Source organism: Lentzea kentuckyensis (assembly GCF_002150765.1).
GTDB classification, from domain to species: Bacteria; Actinomycetota; Actinomycetes; order Mycobacteriales; family Pseudonocardiaceae; genus Lentzea; species Lentzea kentuckyensis.
Genome location: NZ_MUYM01000064.1, coordinates 103,740 through 121,189, shown reverse-complemented (window position 1 = coordinate 121,189; position 17,450 = coordinate 103,740). Strand labels below are relative to the sequence as shown.

Below are 17,450 nucleotides of genomic sequence, written 5' to 3'. Positions count from 1 at the left end.
ATCGGACGGTGGTCACTGGCCGGTGCCGTACTTCTGGAGCACGTTGTCGTTCATCCACTGGACCAACCGGTCACCACCACCGCTGGTCTTCCACGCCGCGACGGCGTCCTTCACGTCCTGAATGGACTTCTTGCCGTGGTAGCAGTCCTTGACCGTGTCGCTGACACCCTGCGCGGCCTCGGCCGTGGCCTGCGCCTGCGGCATGCTGATGTTCATGCCCCAGAAGACCGGCTTGGCGAGGGCCTTCACGTTCGCGGCCTGCCAGGCGGTGTAGTCCCTGGTGACGCTCTGCGCGGTCTGGTTGCTGATCGCCTGGGCGGAACTGGCGAGGAACGGGTAGGTCTGCGCCTGGACCTCCTTCTTGCCCGCGTCGGTGGGCGTCGGCACCCCACCCGCCATGGTGAAGTGGGTGCCCTCGACACCGAAGTTGACCAAGGTGAACTCGGCCGAGCCGAACGGCGCCGCCAGGTAGTTGGCGACGGCCAGCAGTTCCTCGATCTGCTCCGGCTTCAGGTTCGCGTTGAGGTAGCTGATGATGCTGGTCGAGGCACCCATGTCGACGCGGGGCGCACTCTTGCCGTCGGCGGCGAAGAAGTTGAACGCACCACGCCGGTAGCTGGGGTTGGCGGCCATCCCGTTCTGGTGGTCGGCGAGATTCCAGGCGCCGGGCCCACCACCGGAGATCAGCACCTTGCCGCCGTAGAACCGGGTGGTGGAGGAGGCGTTGTCGCCCGCCAGCGCGTCCGGGTGCACGTAACCCGAGACAGCCAGCTTGCGGTGCCAGTCCAGGCCGTCCAGGAACTCCTGCGTCTCGTACAGGTGGACCAGCTTTCCGTTGTCCACCCTCCACTTCAGCGGCGCGCCGAACGCGGTGTAGAAGTAGGTGTAGATGTCGTCGAAGGCCCAGACCCCGGCCTTGGCGTCGGTGAGTTCCTTGCCGAGGTTCATCAGGTCGTCGGCCGACTTCACCTCGTCGGCCTTGATCCCCCTGGCCTCGAGGACGTCCCGCCGGTGGAAGAGGGCGCCGGCCACCGTGAAACCGGACGCGAAACAGGGAATCCCGTAGAGCTTGTCGCCCCAGGCGCCGGCCCGCCACGCGGCGGTGGGGATGGCGGCGAGGTTCGGGTACTTCTTGACGTTGTCACCCGACAGGAACGGCGTCAGGTCAGCGAGCTGGTTCCCGACCAGGCCACCGGTGTTGAAGTTGGGGTTCCACCACGCCGGCAGGTTGACCCAGTCCGGCAGCTTCTTCGCCGCGGTCATGGTCGGGATGATCGTGTTGTAGTTGTTGCCGTCCGCCGGCTTCATCTCCAGCTGGATGCCCAGCGCCTTGTTCACCGCCTGGTAGAACGAGTTGTCCGCGGGCGGGATGGTGCCCCACAACGGGGTGACGGCGGAGTACTTGCCGCCCTTGCCGGGGACGCCGGACACGGTGGCGATCCGGTTGGACGGGTAGTTGAGGAAGCCGGGATCCGTCAGCACGTCGGGGCCGCCCGCCACCGACGGGATGTCCGGTTTGATCAACGCGTTCGGCACGTAGGTGGGCAGCGCGGCCTTGAGGCCCGCCTCGGAGTTCACCCCCGCCCGCTGGGCACCGCTCCCGCCACACGCGGACAGCAGCGGTCCCATCGCGACGAGCCCTGCGGCCGAGACCGCAGCGTTCAGGAAGCTCCTACGGTTCAAGTCGTTGACCATGCCGGAACCCGATCCTTCGTCGTCGAAGTGTCGAAGCGCTTAAACAGTTGCCGGGGACCATAGTGACGTAGCTCGCACGAAACAAGAGCGTTGACAGCAGAAACCTGGTCGTGGCACCGTCGAAACGCTTCACCGGTAGTCGATGGCTGATAGCCCGTACGCGCATCCCGCTCCCCCGGACGGGTGCATGGTGGCACAGGTTCGTGTCCTTGGCCTGATTGGCTGCGGGCGAGACGCCGATGCCGCGAAGCGCCCGCCGCACGCGGAGCCGCGACGGTTGCCGGCCGCGGCACTGGACCAGTCCGATCTGAGGGGTTGTCACGTGGTTTCCGAGTCCGTGTCCGTGGCCGATCGGCTGCCCTTCCGCGACCCGGCGTTGTCGACGGGCGAACGAGTCGACGACCTGCTCGGGCGGCTCACGCCCGACGAGCGGATCGCGATGCTGCACCAGTACTCACCGGCCGTGCCCCGCCTGGGCGTCGCCGCGTTCCGCACCGGCTCGGAGGCGTTGCACGGGGTCGCCTGGCTGGGTGTGGCGACCGTGTTCCCGCAGGCGGTCGGACTGGGCGCGACCTGGGACGAGGAGCTGGTGCGCAGGGTCGCCGAGGCCACCTCGGTCGAGCTGCGCGCGTTCCACTACCACCGCCCGCCCGCGATCGGCACGGGCACGAACAGCCTGCAGGCGTGGGCTCCGGTGCTGAACCTGCTGCGCGACCCGCGCTGGGGCCGCAACGAGGAGGGCTACTCCGAGGATCCGCTGCACACCGCGCGGCTCGGGGTGGCGTTCTGCCGCGGCCTCGCGGGCGAGGACCCCCGGTTCCTGCGCACGGCTCCGGTGCTCAAGCACTTCCTGGCCTACAACAACGAGGACGACCGCTGCGTGACGTCGTCCGGACTGCGCCCGCGAGTGCTGCAGGAGTTCGACCTGGCAGCCTTCCGCCCCGTCGTCGCCGCCGGGGTCGCCACGGGCGCGATGGCCGGCTACAACCTGGTCAACGGCCGCCCGTGTCACGTGAGCCCCCTGATCAACGACGAGCTGCGCCGGTGGACCGACCAGGAGCTGTTCGTGGTCAGCGACGCGGAGGCACCGTCCAATCTGGTGGATCCGGAACACTACTTCGACGACCACGCCGAGTCGCACGCCGCCGCGCTCAGGGCGGGCATCGACAGCTTCACCGACCACGGCGAGGACAGCGCCACCCCGGTCGGCAGGCTGCGGGAAGCACTGGACCGCGGACTGATCGACGAGTCCGATGTGGACCGTGCGGTGCGGCGACAGCTGGAGATCCGCTTCCGCCTCGGCGAGTTCGACCCCGATCTCGACCCGTACGCCACGATCGGACCCGAGGTCATCGACTGCGCCGAGCACCGCGCTCTCGCGCTGCGGTCGGCGACCGAGTCCGTGGTGCTGCTGCGCAACAACGGGCTGCTTCCGCTCGACGAGACCCGCGCCCCGCGCGTCGCGGTGATCGGCCCGCTCGCCGACACCCTGTGCGAGGACTGGTACAGCGGCACGCTGCCCTACCAGGTCACGGTCGCCGACGGTCTCAGGACGGTGCTGGCCGAACACGACGGCGAGGTGGTCGTCGCGGACGGCGCCGACCGGGTCGCGTTGCGCTCGCGCACCAGCGGCGAGCTGCTCTGCAAGACCGCGTTCGACGTGCTCGACTGGGGCGACGGCGTGCTGACGCTGCGCTCGGCCGAGAACAGCCGCTACCTGAGCCTCCGGCGCGACGACGGCTCGCTGGCCGCCGACCAGGAGCAGATCAAGAGCTGGGACGTCGCCGAGACGTTCCGCCTGGTAGCACGGGAAGATTCCGTGCTGGTCCAAAGTGTCCTGACCGGGCGGTACGCCGTCGTCGATCCCGCCGACGGCCAGGTCAGCGTCACCGCGGAGACCCCGGAGGCCGCGGAGCGGTGGGAACGCGAGCTGCTCCGCGACGGCACCGCGGAGGCACTGGCCGCAGCGGTGGAGGCCGATGTCGCGGTGGTCGTGCTGGGCAACCAGCCGCTGATCCACGGCCGCGAGACCGAGGACCGCGCGGGCATCGCGCTGCCGCCCGCCCAGGAGTCGCTGCTGCGCGCGGTCGCCGGAGTCCGCGGCGACACCGTGCTGGTCGTGATGAGCAGCTACCCCTACGCCCTCGACTGGGCCGACGAGCACCTGCCCGCCGTGGTGTGGACCTCCCACGGCGGGCAGGAAACCGGCAACGCGGTGGCCGCCGTCCTGTTCGGCGAAGCCGAGCCGGCCGGGCGGCTGCCGCAGACCTGGTACCGCGGTGACGACGAACTGCCGCCCCCACTGGACTACGACATCATCAAGGCCGGCTGGACCTACCAGTACCACCGGGCCGCGCCGCTCTACCCGTTCGGCCACGGCCTGTCCTACGCCGATTTCTCTTACACGGGCCTGAAACTCTCGGCTGACACCATCACCGGCGACACCGCGACCGACGTCTCGGTGACGCTGACCAACACCGGCGCCCGTGCGGGCACCGAGGTCGTCCAGCTCTACGTCCGCGCGCTCGACGCCCGCTACGAGGCGCCCCAGCTGCGGCTCGCGGACTTCCGCAAGGTCGCGCTGGCGCCCGGTGAGAACCAGGTGCTGTCGTTCCGGCTGTCCGCGGACCAGCTCTCCCACTGGGACGTCACGACCGGCGCCTTCGTCACCGATCCCGGCGGCTACGAGGTGATCGTCGCCCGTTCCGCCACCGACGTCGTGCTCACCGCGCCGTTGAAGGTCGCCGGACCGGCTCCCGAGCCTCGTGCGGGCGTCGGCCGACGTCTGCTCGCCGTCGATTTCGACGACCACGAGGGCGTGACCTTCGTCGACGCCACCAGGACCACCGGCGACGCGATCACCCCCGCTGCCACCGAACCGGCGACGCTGTGGTTCCGGTCCGTCGACCTGTCCGGCGCGGTGCGGGTCGAGGCCGAGATCGCCGCGGGCAGTGGCGTTCCGGGCGAACGACTGGAGTTCTGGACGGACGGGCAACTGCTGGCGGAGCTCCCGGTTCAGGTCACGGGCGACCGCTACACGTGGACCATCACCACGGCCACGCTGCCGCACCCTCTCACCGGAGTGCACGATTTCGTGGTGAAGCTGCACGGATCGTTCCGGCTGGCGGCGTTCCGCTTCTCCTCGGCCGACTGAGACCGATTGCCCGCGCCAGTGGCCGCGACGGGAACCGACCGGGTTCCCGTCGCGGACCACGCCCCAGCGCACCGCGCACTACGATGACCGCCACCAACTGGGGCGATCCGAGGGGCGGGCATGATCACCATCAAAGAGGTCGCCCGCCACGCCGGGGTCTCGATGAGCACCGTGTCCTATGTGCTCAGCGGAAAGCGAACGATCTCAGAGGAGACCAAGCGCCGCGTCGAGCAGAGCATCCTCGCACTCGGTTACCAGCCGAACGCCGGAGCGCGGGCGCTCGCGTCGAACAAGTCGCAGGTACTCGGTCTGGTCGTGCCGTTGCGGTCCGACCAGATCATGCCGGTCATCATGCAGTTCGTCTCGTCGATCGTGGCTTCCGCTCGTGACCACGACTACGACGTGCTGCTCCTGACCAAGGAGTCCGGCCCCGGCGAAGCCCACCGGGTCGTCGCACGGTCCATGGCGGACGCGATCATCATGATGGACGTGGAAAGCGCGGATCCGCGCATTCCGGAACTGCGCTCCATCGACGCGCCGGTCGTCCTGATCGGACTGCCCGACGACCACGAGGGCCTGAACTGCGTCGACCTCGACTTCACCGCCGCCGGCCGGCACATGGTGGGACACCTCGCCGACCTCGGGCACCGGTCGATCGCCCTGATCGGCTCACATCCCTCCGTGTACGAGCGCGGCACGAGCTACGCCGCGCGGTTGCTGGACGGGTTCCAGCGCGAGGCGGCCAGGCGGGACCTGCCGGTGTCGGTGCACGCGTGCGCCCCCGGCCCCGACTCGGTCGCGGCGTGCCTGGACGACGTGCTGCGTCCGGACCGCGGCACCACCAGCCTGGTGGTGCACAACGAGGCGATCCTCAGTCAGCTGCTGTTCGAACTGCAGCGCCGCTCGCTGCGGGTGCCCGCCGACGTCTCGGTGATCACGTTGTGCCCCGACGACCTCGCGGAGAGCTTGCCGGTTCCGCTCACCTCGATCGCCGTCCCAGCCGAGCAGCTGAGCGCGATCGCGGTCGAGATGGTCGTGACCCGCCTCGCGCGGGAGCAGGCACCCGAGGTGCGCCTGCTCCAGCCGCGGCTCACCGATCGCGGCAGCACCGCGACGAAGTTGGGGCCCGGCGAACCGGACCCCAACCATCAGAACGGGAATTTCGTCAAATCACCATGACGACACGGAAAAGCTGTTCGTGCCGAAGTTGAGGCCGCCGCTCGAAGAGGTGATCTCGTAGCCGAACTGCACCTCGCCCAGCGTGACGTCGCCGTACCAGCCGCGGTTCTTGATCCAGTTCATCACGGCCTTGATGTCGACCGTTCCGGAATTGGTGTTCCCCTGACGGATGAACGAGAAGACCTCGTTGTGACCGTTGCTGCCGCGGTAGACGTCCCAGTTGTGCCCGCCGACCGACGCCGAGGTCTGGTAGGACCCGATCGCCCCCACCGGACCGTACTTGTTCATCCAGAGCATGATCTCGTAGCGAGAGTTGTCAGCCCAGATGTCGTACGCCGTCGTGTACGCGCCCGCCGCCGGCGCGTTGACGTTGAAGCTGCTGGTCACCCCGCCGATTGAGCTCAGTCGGCGGTCCACCGCCTTCGCCGCGTGCGGATAGGACTTCACACCGCCGGTGTTGGGGTGGTCCGCCCACACGCCCCAGTTGCTGTACGAGTTTGCCCAGAGCGTCTGCGCGCCCGCTCCACTGCCCCAGATGTTGTTGCGGAGCGTGTAGCCGCCGTTCGACCACGTTCCCCACTGGTCACTGGTCGTCCACGTCGCCGCATGGGCACTTCCCGAACCGAGAAGGCCCATCAGAACCGCGACCGCAGCCGCGGTCAGAAAACGAAGCATCCTGCCCATCGCACACCCTTCCGAACATCTTTGACCGGAAAGACTTGAAGCAATCGAAGCGCTTCAACCACAACGAAAGATAGGCATCGAATGCATCGAATACAAGGTCCGCAAGAAATTCGACTCACCACTCCGCCCCGGCAGCCGAAGGCAGCCCAGGCAGAGTGACCGCGGCCACATACTGACCCGATGACCAAAACGGTCAGTATGTTGAGGACATGACTCAGAGCAACCAGGGACGCGTTCTCGTCGTCGGCATGGGCATCAGCGGTCTGGCCACCGCGACACGACTGCACCGGGCTGGATGGTCGCCAGTGATCATCGAGCGCGCGCCGGGCCGGAGATCCGGCGGCTACTTCGTGGCGTTGTTCGGCGCCGGTCAGGCCGCCGCGCGCCGCCTGGGCATCCTCGACCACGTGCACGACCGCACGTCGCCGCTGCCCGGTCTGTCCATCGACCGCAGGGGCGGCTCCAGGCCGGGCATGACGTACGCCGACCTGCCCGGCAGGCCGTGGCTGATGGTGCGCGGCGACGTCGAGGAGGCGGCGTACGCCACCCTGCCCACCGAGGTCGAAACACGCTTCTCCACCGTGCCCACCGCGATCACCCAGGACGCCGACGGGGTGGACGTGACGCTGCGGAACACCGCGACGGGCACCACGACCACCGAGCGGTTCGAACTGGTCGTGGGCGCGGACGGGCTCCGCTCGACGGTCCGGTCGCTGGCCTTCGGCCCGCATGAGCAGTACCTCAAGCGCATGGGCTACATGCTCGCGGCGTTCGAGTACCCCGGCGTGCCGGCGGGACTGACCGCGGGGCAGGGCGCCAGCCTGCTGGAGCCGAACCGTTCGATGTGGGTTTTCGCGTTCCGCGACCACAACCCGACCATCCTGCTCAGCTACCGCACCGACGACGTGGACGCCGAGTTCACCCGCCCGGCCGCGGCGAGCGTGCGCAGGGCCTTCGGCCCCCAGCCGCTCGGAAACACGCTCGATTCGGCCCTCGACGCGATGGATTCCACTGACTCGGTCCTGTTCGACTCGGTCGAGCAGGTGCGCATGAGCACCTGGCACAACGGGCGCGTGGTCCTGGTCGGCGACTCCGCGTGGTGCGTGACGCTCTACGCCGGCATGGGAGTCTCCGCCGCGCTGGCCGGAGCGGACGTGCTCGGCACGATGCTCGAACGGCACCCCGGCGACCTGCGGACGGCCCTGGCCGAGTGGGAGCGCGGGCTGCGCCCGTACGTCACCCACTACCAGGACGCGGCACCGGACGACCGGAAGATCTTCGTGGCCGACACCCCCGTGGAGATCCAGCTCCGCCGGGTGGTTCCCCTGCTCCGCGGCTCCAGGCTCGGCAGGCGACTGGCCGACCGGATCATGCGGGTGGACGAGATCATCAAGTACAAAGGTGCGGACATCGTCGGCGAGATCCTCGGCGAACCGATCGGGGCCCAAGAGGAGACACGAATTGCCTGAGCCAGCCGGACAACTCCCGTCCAAGGCAGCACGTGTGCTCGCTGCCGCGGGAGAGCTCGTGCTCTCCCGCGGCAGCCGGGGCGTCACCATCGCCGAAGTCGCCCGCAGGGCCCACATCGGCAAGGGCACCGTCTACCTGTACTGGAACACCAAGGAAGACCTGCTGCTCGACCTCGTCTGCCGCGACTTCCTCGCCTTCGCCGAAGAGGTCATCGCCGCCGTCACCGACGACCCCGACCTGGCCCGCCCTTCGAGGCTGTCCGTCTCCATGCTGACAACCGCGGCAGCGCACCCGTACGTCAACGCGTTGAGCGGCCGCGACGAGGAACTCCTCGGCGTGCTGGCCGACGACCCCCGATCGGCCACACTGCTCGGCACCCTCGGGCCCGACGCGGTCATGCGCAGGGTTCTGCCGATCTGGCGGGACCACGACCTGGCCAGGACCGACTGGCTGGTCGAGGAGCAGGCGCTGGCCCTGGGCTCGCTCATCGCCGGCTTCAAGCTGACGATCAGGCTGGGACCCACCCCCGGGGTCGACGATCCCGGACGGGTACTCGCCGCCGCCGTCACCGCCCTACTCGGTCTGGAGCGAGCCACCCCGGAGCAGGTCGCGGCCGCCGCCGCGGATGGCATCCTGCACCTCCGCGAACAAAGCGCGGTTGCCCTGTCACTCCTTTCCCAGCCTGTGTCCAGCTCCCAGGCCTGATACCGACCGCCCGTTTAGGTTGGTTTGTCCGTCTCAGCTCTGGGAGCGCTCCCAGGTTTCGAATAGTTTCGCAATCTATTTCGGGCAGAAACAATCCGTCCGCCCGCAGCCGTCCGCGCTCGCTCAGCGAACTCAAGAGTCCGCTATAAGTGCACGTAGATACGTTTCCTGGCGAAGGTGGACCGTCGGCGAATGTGCACCTTGGTTACGGGCGGAGCAGGAATCCTTGACACCCCAGAGCGCGCTGGATCACACTCCTCCAGCCTGGGAGCGCTCCCAGGTTTGCCGCCGAGATCAGAGGAGCTCTCCAAGTGCGTCCCCGCCGTTTGGTCAGCGTGCTGGCCTGCGCCGCCATCTCCGCTGTCAGCATCACCGCCTGTGGTTCGGGCGGAGCGACGAACCAGACCGCCGACGGCAAGACCGAGCTGACCGTCGCCACCTTCAACGAGTTCGGCTACGAGGAACTGTTCAAGGAGTACGAGGCGGCGCACTCGGACATCAAGATCACCCACCGCAAGGCGGGCCAGGCCGCTCCGCACCACCAGAACCTGTTCACCAAGCTGGGCGCGGGATCGGGACTCGCCGACGTCGAGGCGATCGAGGAGGGTTTCCTCAGCCAGGTCCTGTCGAAGGCCGGCCAGTTCAGTGATCTCAAGGAGATCGGGCCGAAGGACGTCGCCGCGGACCGCTGGCTGAAGTGGAAGGCCGACGCCGCCACCAAGGACGGCAAGCTGATCGGCTACGGCACCGACATCGGTCCGCTGGCCATGTGCTACCGCAAGGACCTCTTCGAGAAGGCCGGGCTGCCGTCGGACCCCCAGGCGGTCAAGTCGCTCTTCGCCACGTGGGACAGCTACTTCGCCGCGGGCGAGCAGTTCATCGCGAAGTCCGGTGGTGTCGCGTGGTTCGACAGCGCGGCCCAGATCTTCAACGCCATGCACAACCAGCACGAGACCGGCTACTACGACAAGACCGACAAGCTGGTCGTCGAGTCCAACGGTGCCATCAGGGCCGACTGGGACGCCGTGACGAAGGCCGTCACGAAGGGACAGTCCGCCAAGCTCGTGGCCTGGAGCAACGAGTGGAACAGCGGCTTCAAGGCCGGAGCGTTCGCCACCAAGACGTGCCCGTCCTGGATGCTCGGTGTCATCGAGACCCAGGCCGGCCCGGAGAACAAGGGCAAGTGGGCCGTCACCGAGGCGTTCCCGAACGGCGGCGGCAACTGGGGCGGCTCGTACCTCACCGTGCCCAAGCAGAGCAAGAACGCCGCCAAGGCCGCGGAGCTGGCCGCCTGGCTGACCGCGCCGGAACAGCAGACCAAGGCGTTCAAGGCCAAGGGCACCTTCCCCAGCCAGGTCAAGGCTCTCGACGATCCCGCCCTGTTGGAGCAGACCAACGCCTACTTCGGTGACGTCAAGGCGGGCGCGCTGTTCGCCGCGCAGGCCAAGAAGGTCGCGGCCGCGCAGTACAAGGGTCCGGCCGACGGACAGATCCAGGACAACGTGTTCAGCCCGGCGCTGCAGTCCCTGGAACAGGGCAAGAACGCCGACGAGGCGTGGAAGACCGCGGTGCAGGAAGCCCAGAAGGCGGCCAAGTGACCGTCCTTCTCCCCAAGGACGTGGAGCGCGAGCGAACCGAGGTGGTTCGCTCGCCGTCTCCGCGCCGGTATCGCTGGTCCACATTGGACAACAAGGTGTCGCCCTATCTCTTCGTGGCACCGTTCTTCGTGCTGTTCGGCACGGTAGGGCTCTTTCCCCTGCTCTACACCGCCTACGTGTCGTTGTTCGACTGGGAACTGGGCGCCGACGAGCGCACGTTCGTCGGCCTCGGCAACTTCCGCACGCTGCTCGAGGACGACCAGTTCTGGAACGCCCTGTTCAACACCTTCAGCATCTTCCTGCTGTCCAGCGCTCCGCAGGTGGTCGTCGCGGTGGTGCTGGCGGCCCTGCTCAGCGGCAACCTGCGCGCCAGGACGACGTGGCGGATGGGTGTGCTGCTCCCCTACGTCGCCAGTCTGGTGGCGCTGGCCATCATCTTCGGCAACCTCTTCGGACCGCAGTACGGGCTGGTCAACGAGGTGTTGTCGATCGTGGGGATCCCGCCGATCGACTGGCAGGCCGAGACGTTCGGCAGTCACATCGCCATCGCGTCCATGGTCAACTGGCGGTGGACGGGGTACAACGCGTTGATCGTGCTGGCGGCGATGCTCGCGATTCCGCGCGACCTGTACGAAGCCGCGGTGGTGGACGGCGCGGGCCCGGTGCGGCAGTTCTTCAGCATCACGCTGCCGATGCTCAAGCCCACGCTGATCTTCGTGATCGTCACGTCCACGATCGGCGGCCTGCAGATCTTCACCGAGCCCAAGCTGTTCGACCCGTCCGCGGGCAGCGGCGGCGGCGCCGAGCACCAGTACCAGACCGTCGTGCTGTACCTCTACCAGTCGGCGTTCCAGCAGTTCGACCTCGGTTACGCCGCCGCCATCGCCTGGACCCTGTTCCTGATCGTGATCGGGGTCGCCGGCCTCAACTTCTGGCTCACGAGAAGGGCGGTGCGATGAGGCGTCCGTCCTTTGTGGTCTACGGACTGCTGGCCGCGTTCGTGCTGGGTTCGGCTTTCCCGTTCTACTGGTCGTTCCTCGTGGCCAGTCGCGACAACTCCGCCCTCACCGGTGACTTCACCCTGGTCCCCGGTGGCAACTTCGTCACCAACGCCCTGCGCGTGCTCGACACCATCCCGTTCTGGAAGGCGCTGGGCAACAGCTTCATCGTGTCCGGCACCGTGACGCTCTCGGTGGTGCTGCTCTCGACGCTGGCCGGTTTCGCCTTCGCCAAACTGCGCTTCCGCGGCCGCGGCGCGTTGTTCCTGTTCGTGGTCGCGACACTGGCCGTGCCCACCCAGCTCGGCATCATCCCGCTGTACATGGCGATGGCCGAGTTCGGCTGGGCCGGCGAGCTCGAGGCCGTGATCGTGCCGAACCTCGTCACCGCCTTCGGCGTGTTCTGGATGCGTCAGTACCTCATCGACACCGTGCCCGACGAGCTCGTCGAGGCGGCCAGGATGGACGGCTGCAGCCTCTGGCGGGCGTTCTGGCACGTCGCGCTGCCCGCGGCGAGACCAGCCGCCGCGATGCTCGGTGTGTTCACGTTCATGCAGTCCTGGAACGACTTCCTCTGGCCACTGATCGTGCTGACCCCCGACAACCCGACGCTCCAGGTCGCACTGGAGAAGCTGCAGAGCGGTTACTACGTCGACTACTCACTCGTGCTCGCCGGAACGACTCTCGCGACGATTCCGGTGCTGATCGTGTTCCTCGTCCTCGGGCGGCAGATCGTCGCCGGCGTGATGCAGGGCGCCGTGAAGGGATGAAAGTGACGGACATCGTTTTCCCGCAAGGGTTCCTCTGGGGTGCGGCCACCGCCGCGTTCCAGGTCGAGGGCGCGACCGACGTGGACGGTCGCACGGACTCCATCTGGGACGTGTTCTGCCGGGTGCCGGGCAACGTCGTGGGCGGCGACTGCGGCGAACCCGCGGCCGACCACTACCGCCGGTTCGAGCAGGACGTGCGGATGATGGCCGAACTCGGGCTGAGGGCCTACCGGTTCTCCATCGCGTGGCCGCGGGTGCGTCCGGACGGTGGCGCGGTCAACCAGGCCGGCCTCGACTTCTACCGCAGGCTCATCGACACGTTGCTGGCGCACGACATCCAGCCGTGGCCGACGCTCTACCACTGGGACCTCCCCCAGAAACTGGAGGACGCGGGTGGCTGGGCGGCACGCGACACCGCGTTCCGGTTCGCCGACTACGCCACCGCCACCGCCGAGGCGCTCGGCGACCGCGTCACCAACTGGACCACGCTGAACGAGCCCTGGTGCGCCGCCTTCCTCGGCTACGCGGCCGGAGTCCACGCGCCGGGACGCACGGACCCCGCTGCCGCCGTCGCCGCGGTGCACCACCTGCTGCTCGGGCACGGCCTGGCGGCACAGGCGATCCGGACCGCCGCGGCGTTCACGCGCGTGGGCATCACGCTCAACATGTACCCGATCATTCCCGCGGATCCCGCGTCTGCGGCCGACCAGGACGTCGCACGGCGGCTGGACGGGTTGCAGCAGCGGATCTTCCTCGATCCGCTGCTGCGCGGCGAGTACCCGGCCGACGTCGTGGCGGACCTGGAGCCGTTCGGCTTCAGCAGGCACGTGCGCGCGGGCGACCTCGAACTCATCTCGGGGCCGCTCGACATGCTCGGCGTCAACTACTACACCGAGCACCACGTCAGCTCGCGGCCCGGCGAGACCGGGCCGTCACCGTGGGTCGGCGTCGGGGACCACTCGTTCCCCCGCCGGGACTTCCCGCGCACGGACATGGGCTGGGAGGTCAGGCCGGAGGGGCTGACGTCGGTGCTGCTGCGGCTGCACGCGCAGTATCCGCGGCTTCCGTTGTACATCACCGAGAACGGCGCCGCCTTCCGCGACGAGATCGACGGCGACGGCGTCCAGGACGTCGACCGGACCGCCTATCTGGAGTCCCATCTGCGCGCCGCCCACGACGCGATCGAGATGGGAGTGAAGCTGCGCGGCTACTTCTGCTGGTCCCTGCTCGACAACTTCGAGTGGGCCGAGGGGTACGCGAAGCGGTTCGGCATCGTGCACGTGGACTACGACACCCAGGTCCGGACGCCCAAGATGAGCGCGAAGTGGTTCGCCAGGGTGGCGCGCGGCAACGCACTCGTCGCGGTGCGGTGACGGAGACCAACGGTCGACGCCCCGGTCCACGCATCGTGGAGGTCGCGCTCGTGGCCGGGGTGTCGAAGTCCACCGTTTCCCGCGTGCTCAACGAGAAAGAGCACGTCAGCGACAGCACCCGCGAAGCCGTCCGCCGCGCGATCGACAGGTTGGGCTACAGCCCCAACCACGCCGCGCGCACCCTGGCCGGCAGCAAGGCGAACGCGATCGCGCTGGTGGTGTCCGAGCAGGGCAGCAGAGTGCTCGCGGACCCCTTCTTCGCCGGCGTGCTGCGGGGAGTGCACGCGGAACTGGCCGGCTGCGGCATCCAGCTCCTGCTCACGATGAGCCAGCCGGAGAACAGCCACGACCTGGTGGCCTACCTCAGCCGCGGTCACGTCGACGGTGCGCTCGTGTTGAACCTGCACGGTGACGATCCCCTTCCGCAGTCACTTCGGGAGGCGGGACTGCCCGTGGTGATCGGAGGCCGGCCGCTCTTCACCGAGCAGGTCCCGTTCGTGGACGCCGACAACTTCAGCGGCGCGTTGCAGGCGACCCGGCACCTGGTGTCACTGGGACGGCGCAGGATCGCGACGATCGCGGGCCCGGCGGACATGACCGTGAGCCTGGACCGGCTGAGCGGGTGGCTGCGCGGTCTGGAGGAAGCAAGACTCCCGGCGGACCTGGTGGCGCACGGCGACTTCACTCCGGACAGCGGCGCGCTGGCCATGGAGAAACTGCTGAGCATGGCACCGAACCTCGACGCGGTGTTCGTCGCCGCCGACATCATGGCGCTCGGCGCGCTGCAGGTACTGCGCTCCATCGGCAGCCGGATCCCGCAGGACGTGGCGGTGGTCGGGTTCGACAACTCGATGCTGGCCGCTACCGCCGTGCCTCCGCTCACCACCGTGCGGCAGGACATCGAACACCTGGGTCGCACCATGACCTGGCGCCTGCTCGCGGAGTTGTCCGGCACGGAGAACCTGCCGCCGTCGGTGTTGCTGCCGACATCGATGGTGTTCCGCGACAGCGCCTGACCCGGATCCGATGCGGTGCAAGCGTTCAGGCCTGGGTCAGGCGGAGCTCCTGCGCCGCATCGGGGTGGTGCTCGCCCGCTCGAACAGCCTGGGCTCCAGCAGGGTCAGCGCCGGGGTCGGCCGGCCTTCGAGCTTGCCCATCAGCAGTTCCACCGCCCGCCTGCCGAGTTCCTCCGCGGGCAGCCGCACCGACGTGAGCGGCGGTGACACCCGCTCGGCGAGATCATCCGGGCAGATGGCGACCACGGCCACGTCCTCGGGCACCTTGCAGCCCAGCGCCCGGACGCCGGCCGCCACCGAGGCGACGGCGGCCTCGTTGTGCACCACCAGCGCGGTCACCGCCGGGCGCACCCGCAACAACACGTCGACAACCTTGAGCACGGAGTTGTGGTCACTCGCCGTCGGCATGATCGTCGAGAGCACACCCCTGCGCATGGCGGCCGCGCTGAAACCGGCCATCGCCTGGTGGGCGAACCCCGCGTTGCGGCGGTAGACCGTCGCCGGGGCGCCGAGAAAGCCGATGTAGCGATGGCCCGCGTTCACCAGGTGGTCCACGCAGGCCGCCCCCGCGGCCTCGTAGTCCAGGTCGACGCACGTCAGGCCGGCGACGGCAGCGGGACGGCCGATCAGCACCGACGGCTGAGCGAGTCGCCGCAGCAACGGAACCCGTTCATCGTCCAACTCGACGTCGAGCACCACGAAACCATCGACCTGGGCGCTGCCCGCGGCTGCACGCAAGGCCTCCGCGCCCTGATCCGCCGTCAGCACCAGCACGTCCAGGTCGTGGTTTCGCGCGGTGGTGACCACCGACGTGACCAGCCTCGTGAGCGCCGGCAGGTACAGGCCGTTCCGCAGTGGCAGCGCCAGCGCGACCACGTTGGTCCTGTTGGTTCGCAGCACTTTGGTCCCGGCGTGCGGGTGGTAACCGAGTTCGCGGATGCTGTCCAGCACTCTCGATCTGGTCGCCTCGGAGATGGGCCGTCTTCCGGTGAGCACGTAGGAGACGGTGCTCGGGGAAACTCCCGCGTGCCGCGCCACGTCGGCGATGGTGACCATGTCCACCTCCCCCGCTGTTGGTCGAACCGTTTCGACGACATTAGGGCCGCAATGCAGAACCCTCAAGTACCCATTGATGTTGTTGACAGAGAAACAATTCCGGCGCGTTGTCTGGTCCAAACAACCTCAGCCGTGCGTGGCGCATTTTCCGAAGAATGCGAACTCCGCACCCGCGCAGGGCGAACCGGACAAGGCGGCTCTCCCCCCGGCGCCAGTGGTACTGGGGCGAGTGGTCAGCGCTGCGCGAACTGCAGGTTCGTCTGCTGGGCGACACCCGGCCGGATGGGCAACGCGTTGCTGACGAGGCGCTGCCCGTAGATGTCGGTGATCGCGATGGCACCACCGCAGCCGGCCCCGTCCTCGGACAGGAAGTAGTTGTAACCGGTGCGTCGCAACTGCCTCCACCCGCTGCCCGTCTGCACCTCGAGGCGCGCCACCGGGTTGCGGTGGTTGATCGCCTGGATCCCGCACCACCACTGGCTGGACCCGTCCTTGTAGCGCAGGGACATCCCGCTCGACGTGCCGGGGCTGAGCAGCCTCCAGGTCACCGAGATCTCGCCGACCATCGGGTCGGCCAGGCGAGCGAAGGCCTCCTTGGTCAGGTCGAGCTGACCGACCCGGCACGGCGACGGGCAGAGGTTGTTGACCCGCACCTGGATGGTCCTGCCGTTGGACGCCCGCACCTCCAGATGGGCACCGCAGGCCTTGGACGTCTCGTAGTCCGTCTCGTTCATCGCGACGGTCATCATGTCGGTGGTCGGCCCGAAGAGGCAGGCACCGTCACTGTCGCTGTCGTACCACGTACCCGGCCCGCTGTAAGTGATCCCGGGTTTGATCCGCCCCGCGAGCGGCGCGTCGGCGGCGAGCGCACCGGTCGCGCTCACGGTCATCAGCAGTCCGGTTACGACGGACGCGATCAGCCAGCGTTTCACCATGCGGCGAGCGTGACACAGATCCATTTCGCCACAAGGAGATTCATGTCGAATCGATTCGATGTCCGTGCGAACGTTCGTTCCGCCGCCACGCCATCCCTCCACAAAGGACAGGTGCGTCAGCCGGAGCTCTGCCGGCGCAAGCCGTCGATGATGAGCTCGAGCCCGAAGGAGAACTCGTCCTCCAGCGGCACCGGCAACGAGTCCGCGACCGCGAGGGTGGCCGGGAAGTCGGCGGGCGACAGATCGTGGAAGTACGCCGACACCCGCTCCTGCTCGGCGCCGTTCCCGGATCCGGCGAGCTGGATGGCGAAGCCCAGGACGTAGCGGGCGAGCGTCGCGTAGGCGCGCGCCGCGAGACTCGGGGACAGCCCGCCGTCCAGCAAGACGGCCAGGCAGCGTTCCCGCAGCATCATCGCGTTCGGCCCGATCGGCGTCTGCTCGATGAGCAGGGGTGCGACCTTGCGGTGTCTGCCCAGGGTGTCGAACATCGCCTGGGCGACGGCCTGGCAGGCCCGGTCCCAGCCCATCTCGGCCAGCGCGGGGGCATCGAGCTCGACCTCGCCGAGCACACGATCGACCACGTGACCGATCAGCACCGCCCGGTTGGTGAAGTGGCGGTACAGCGTGGCCGTGCCGGATTCGAGCCGCTGCGCGAGGGTCCGCATGGACAGCGCCTCGGCGCCTTCCTCATCGACGAGCTGCAACGCCACGGCGAGGATCCGGTCCAGTGGGACGGCGGGACGGCCACGTGAGCGCCGAGCGGACTCGGTGCCCTGGGCAGCGGGCGGGAACGAACTGGTCACACCCAGAAGTATGA

General features: G+C 68.4%; 14 protein-coding genes. 9 read left to right on the top strand and 5 right to left on the bottom strand.

The window, feature by feature from the left end:
- Positions 1 to 12 precede the first annotated feature (12 nt).
- The gene (locus B0F77_RS28730) at positions 13 to 1,683 is read right to left on the bottom strand and encodes a type 2 periplasmic-binding domain-containing protein (protein ID WP_143466947.1); all 1,671 of its coding nucleotides are present in this window, start codon (positions 1,681 to 1,683) and stop codon (positions 13 to 15) included.
- A gap of 334 nt (positions 1,684 to 2,017) precedes the next feature.
- On the opposite strand from B0F77_RS28730, the gene B0F77_RS28725 reads away from it, so the two are divergent.
- Both B0F77_RS28725 and B0F77_RS28720 read left to right on the top strand, forming a co-directional pair.
- A complete protein-coding gene (locus B0F77_RS28725) occupies positions 2,018 to 4,849 on the top strand; it encodes a glycoside hydrolase family 3 protein (RefSeq protein ID WP_211294075.1) in 2,832 nt (943 codons plus the stop codon).
- Positions 4,850 to 4,954: 105 nt separating this feature from the next.
- Complete coding sequence (locus tag B0F77_RS28720; protein ID WP_342746844.1) at positions 4,955 to 6,028, top strand: LacI family DNA-binding transcriptional regulator; 1,074 nt, start codon at positions 4,955 to 4,957, stop codon at positions 6,026 to 6,028.
- Here the strand turns inward: B0F77_RS28720 and B0F77_RS28715 are convergent.
- Complete coding sequence (locus tag B0F77_RS28715) at positions 6,020 to 6,703, bottom strand: glycoside hydrolase family 12 protein (RefSeq protein WP_245848764.1); 684 nt, start codon at positions 6,701 to 6,703, stop codon at positions 6,020 to 6,022. The two genes, B0F77_RS28720 and B0F77_RS28715, sit on opposite strands and share 9 nt — an antisense overlap.
- Before the next feature lie 218 nt (positions 6,704 to 6,921).
- Between B0F77_RS28715 and B0F77_RS28710 the strand changes: the two genes are divergently transcribed.
- The 7 genes from B0F77_RS28710 (at position 6,922) to B0F77_RS28680 (ending at position 14,642) form a co-directional block, all read left to right on the top strand.
- A complete protein-coding gene (locus B0F77_RS28710; RefSeq protein WP_086666116.1) occupies positions 6,922 to 8,181 on the top strand; it encodes an FAD-dependent monooxygenase in 1,260 nt (419 codons plus the stop codon).
- Positions 8,174 to 8,887, top strand: a complete 714-nt coding sequence (locus B0F77_RS28705; RefSeq protein ID WP_086666115.1) for a TetR/AcrR family transcriptional regulator — start codon at positions 8,174 to 8,176, stop codon at positions 8,885 to 8,887. Before B0F77_RS28710 ends, B0F77_RS28705 begins: the two co-directional genes overlap by 8 nt.
- Before the next feature lie 311 nt (positions 8,888 to 9,198).
- Positions 9,199 to 10,485 (top strand): ABC transporter substrate-binding protein, encoded by a 1,287-nt coding sequence (locus B0F77_RS28700; protein WP_086666114.1) that lies wholly within the window; start codon positions 9,199 to 9,201, stop codon positions 10,483 to 10,485.
- Positions 10,482 to 11,444: a carbohydrate ABC transporter permease gene (locus tag B0F77_RS28695; RefSeq protein ID WP_425435733.1), complete on the top strand. Its 963-nt coding sequence runs from the start codon at positions 10,482 to 10,484 to the stop codon at positions 11,442 to 11,444. Before B0F77_RS28700 ends, B0F77_RS28695 begins: the two co-directional genes overlap by 4 nt.
- The gene (locus B0F77_RS28690) at positions 11,441 to 12,253 is read left to right on the top strand and encodes a carbohydrate ABC transporter permease (protein ID WP_086666113.1); all 813 of its coding nucleotides are present in this window, start codon (positions 11,441 to 11,443) and stop codon (positions 12,251 to 12,253) included. Before B0F77_RS28695 ends, B0F77_RS28690 begins: the two co-directional genes overlap by 4 nt.
- Complete coding sequence (locus tag B0F77_RS28685; RefSeq protein ID WP_086666112.1) at positions 12,250 to 13,626, top strand: GH1 family beta-glucosidase; 1,377 nt, start codon at positions 12,250 to 12,252, stop codon at positions 13,624 to 13,626. The genes B0F77_RS28690 and B0F77_RS28685 overlap by 4 nt, the downstream gene beginning before the upstream one ends.
- Complete coding sequence (locus B0F77_RS28680; RefSeq protein ID WP_086666175.1) at positions 13,623 to 14,642, top strand: LacI family DNA-binding transcriptional regulator; 1,020 nt, start codon at positions 13,623 to 13,625, stop codon at positions 14,640 to 14,642. Before B0F77_RS28685 ends, B0F77_RS28680 begins: the two co-directional genes overlap by 4 nt.
- Before the next feature lie 36 nt (positions 14,643 to 14,678).
- Here B0F77_RS28680 and B0F77_RS28675 read toward each other — a convergent pair whose 3' ends face one another.
- The 3 genes from B0F77_RS28675 to B0F77_RS28665 all read right to left on the bottom strand — a co-directional run bounded on the left by B0F77_RS28675 (position 14,679) and on the right by B0F77_RS28665 (position 17,436).
- Entirely contained in the window at positions 14,679 to 15,698 is a 1,020-nt protein-coding gene (locus tag B0F77_RS28675) for a LacI family DNA-binding transcriptional regulator (protein ID WP_086666174.1), read from the bottom strand.
- A gap of 233 nt (positions 15,699 to 15,931) precedes the next feature.
- A complete protein-coding gene (locus B0F77_RS28670; protein WP_245848763.1) occupies positions 15,932 to 16,633 on the bottom strand; it encodes an expansin EXLX1 family cellulose-binding protein in 702 nt (233 codons plus the stop codon).
- Positions 16,634 to 16,749: 116 nt separating this feature from the next.
- Positions 16,750 to 17,436 carry a TetR/AcrR family transcriptional regulator gene (locus B0F77_RS28665; protein WP_211294073.1) on the bottom strand — a complete coding sequence of 229 codons (687 nt, stop codon included), beginning with the start codon at positions 17,434 to 17,436 and terminating at the stop codon, positions 16,750 to 16,752.
- Positions 17,437 to 17,450 lie beyond the last annotated feature (14 nt).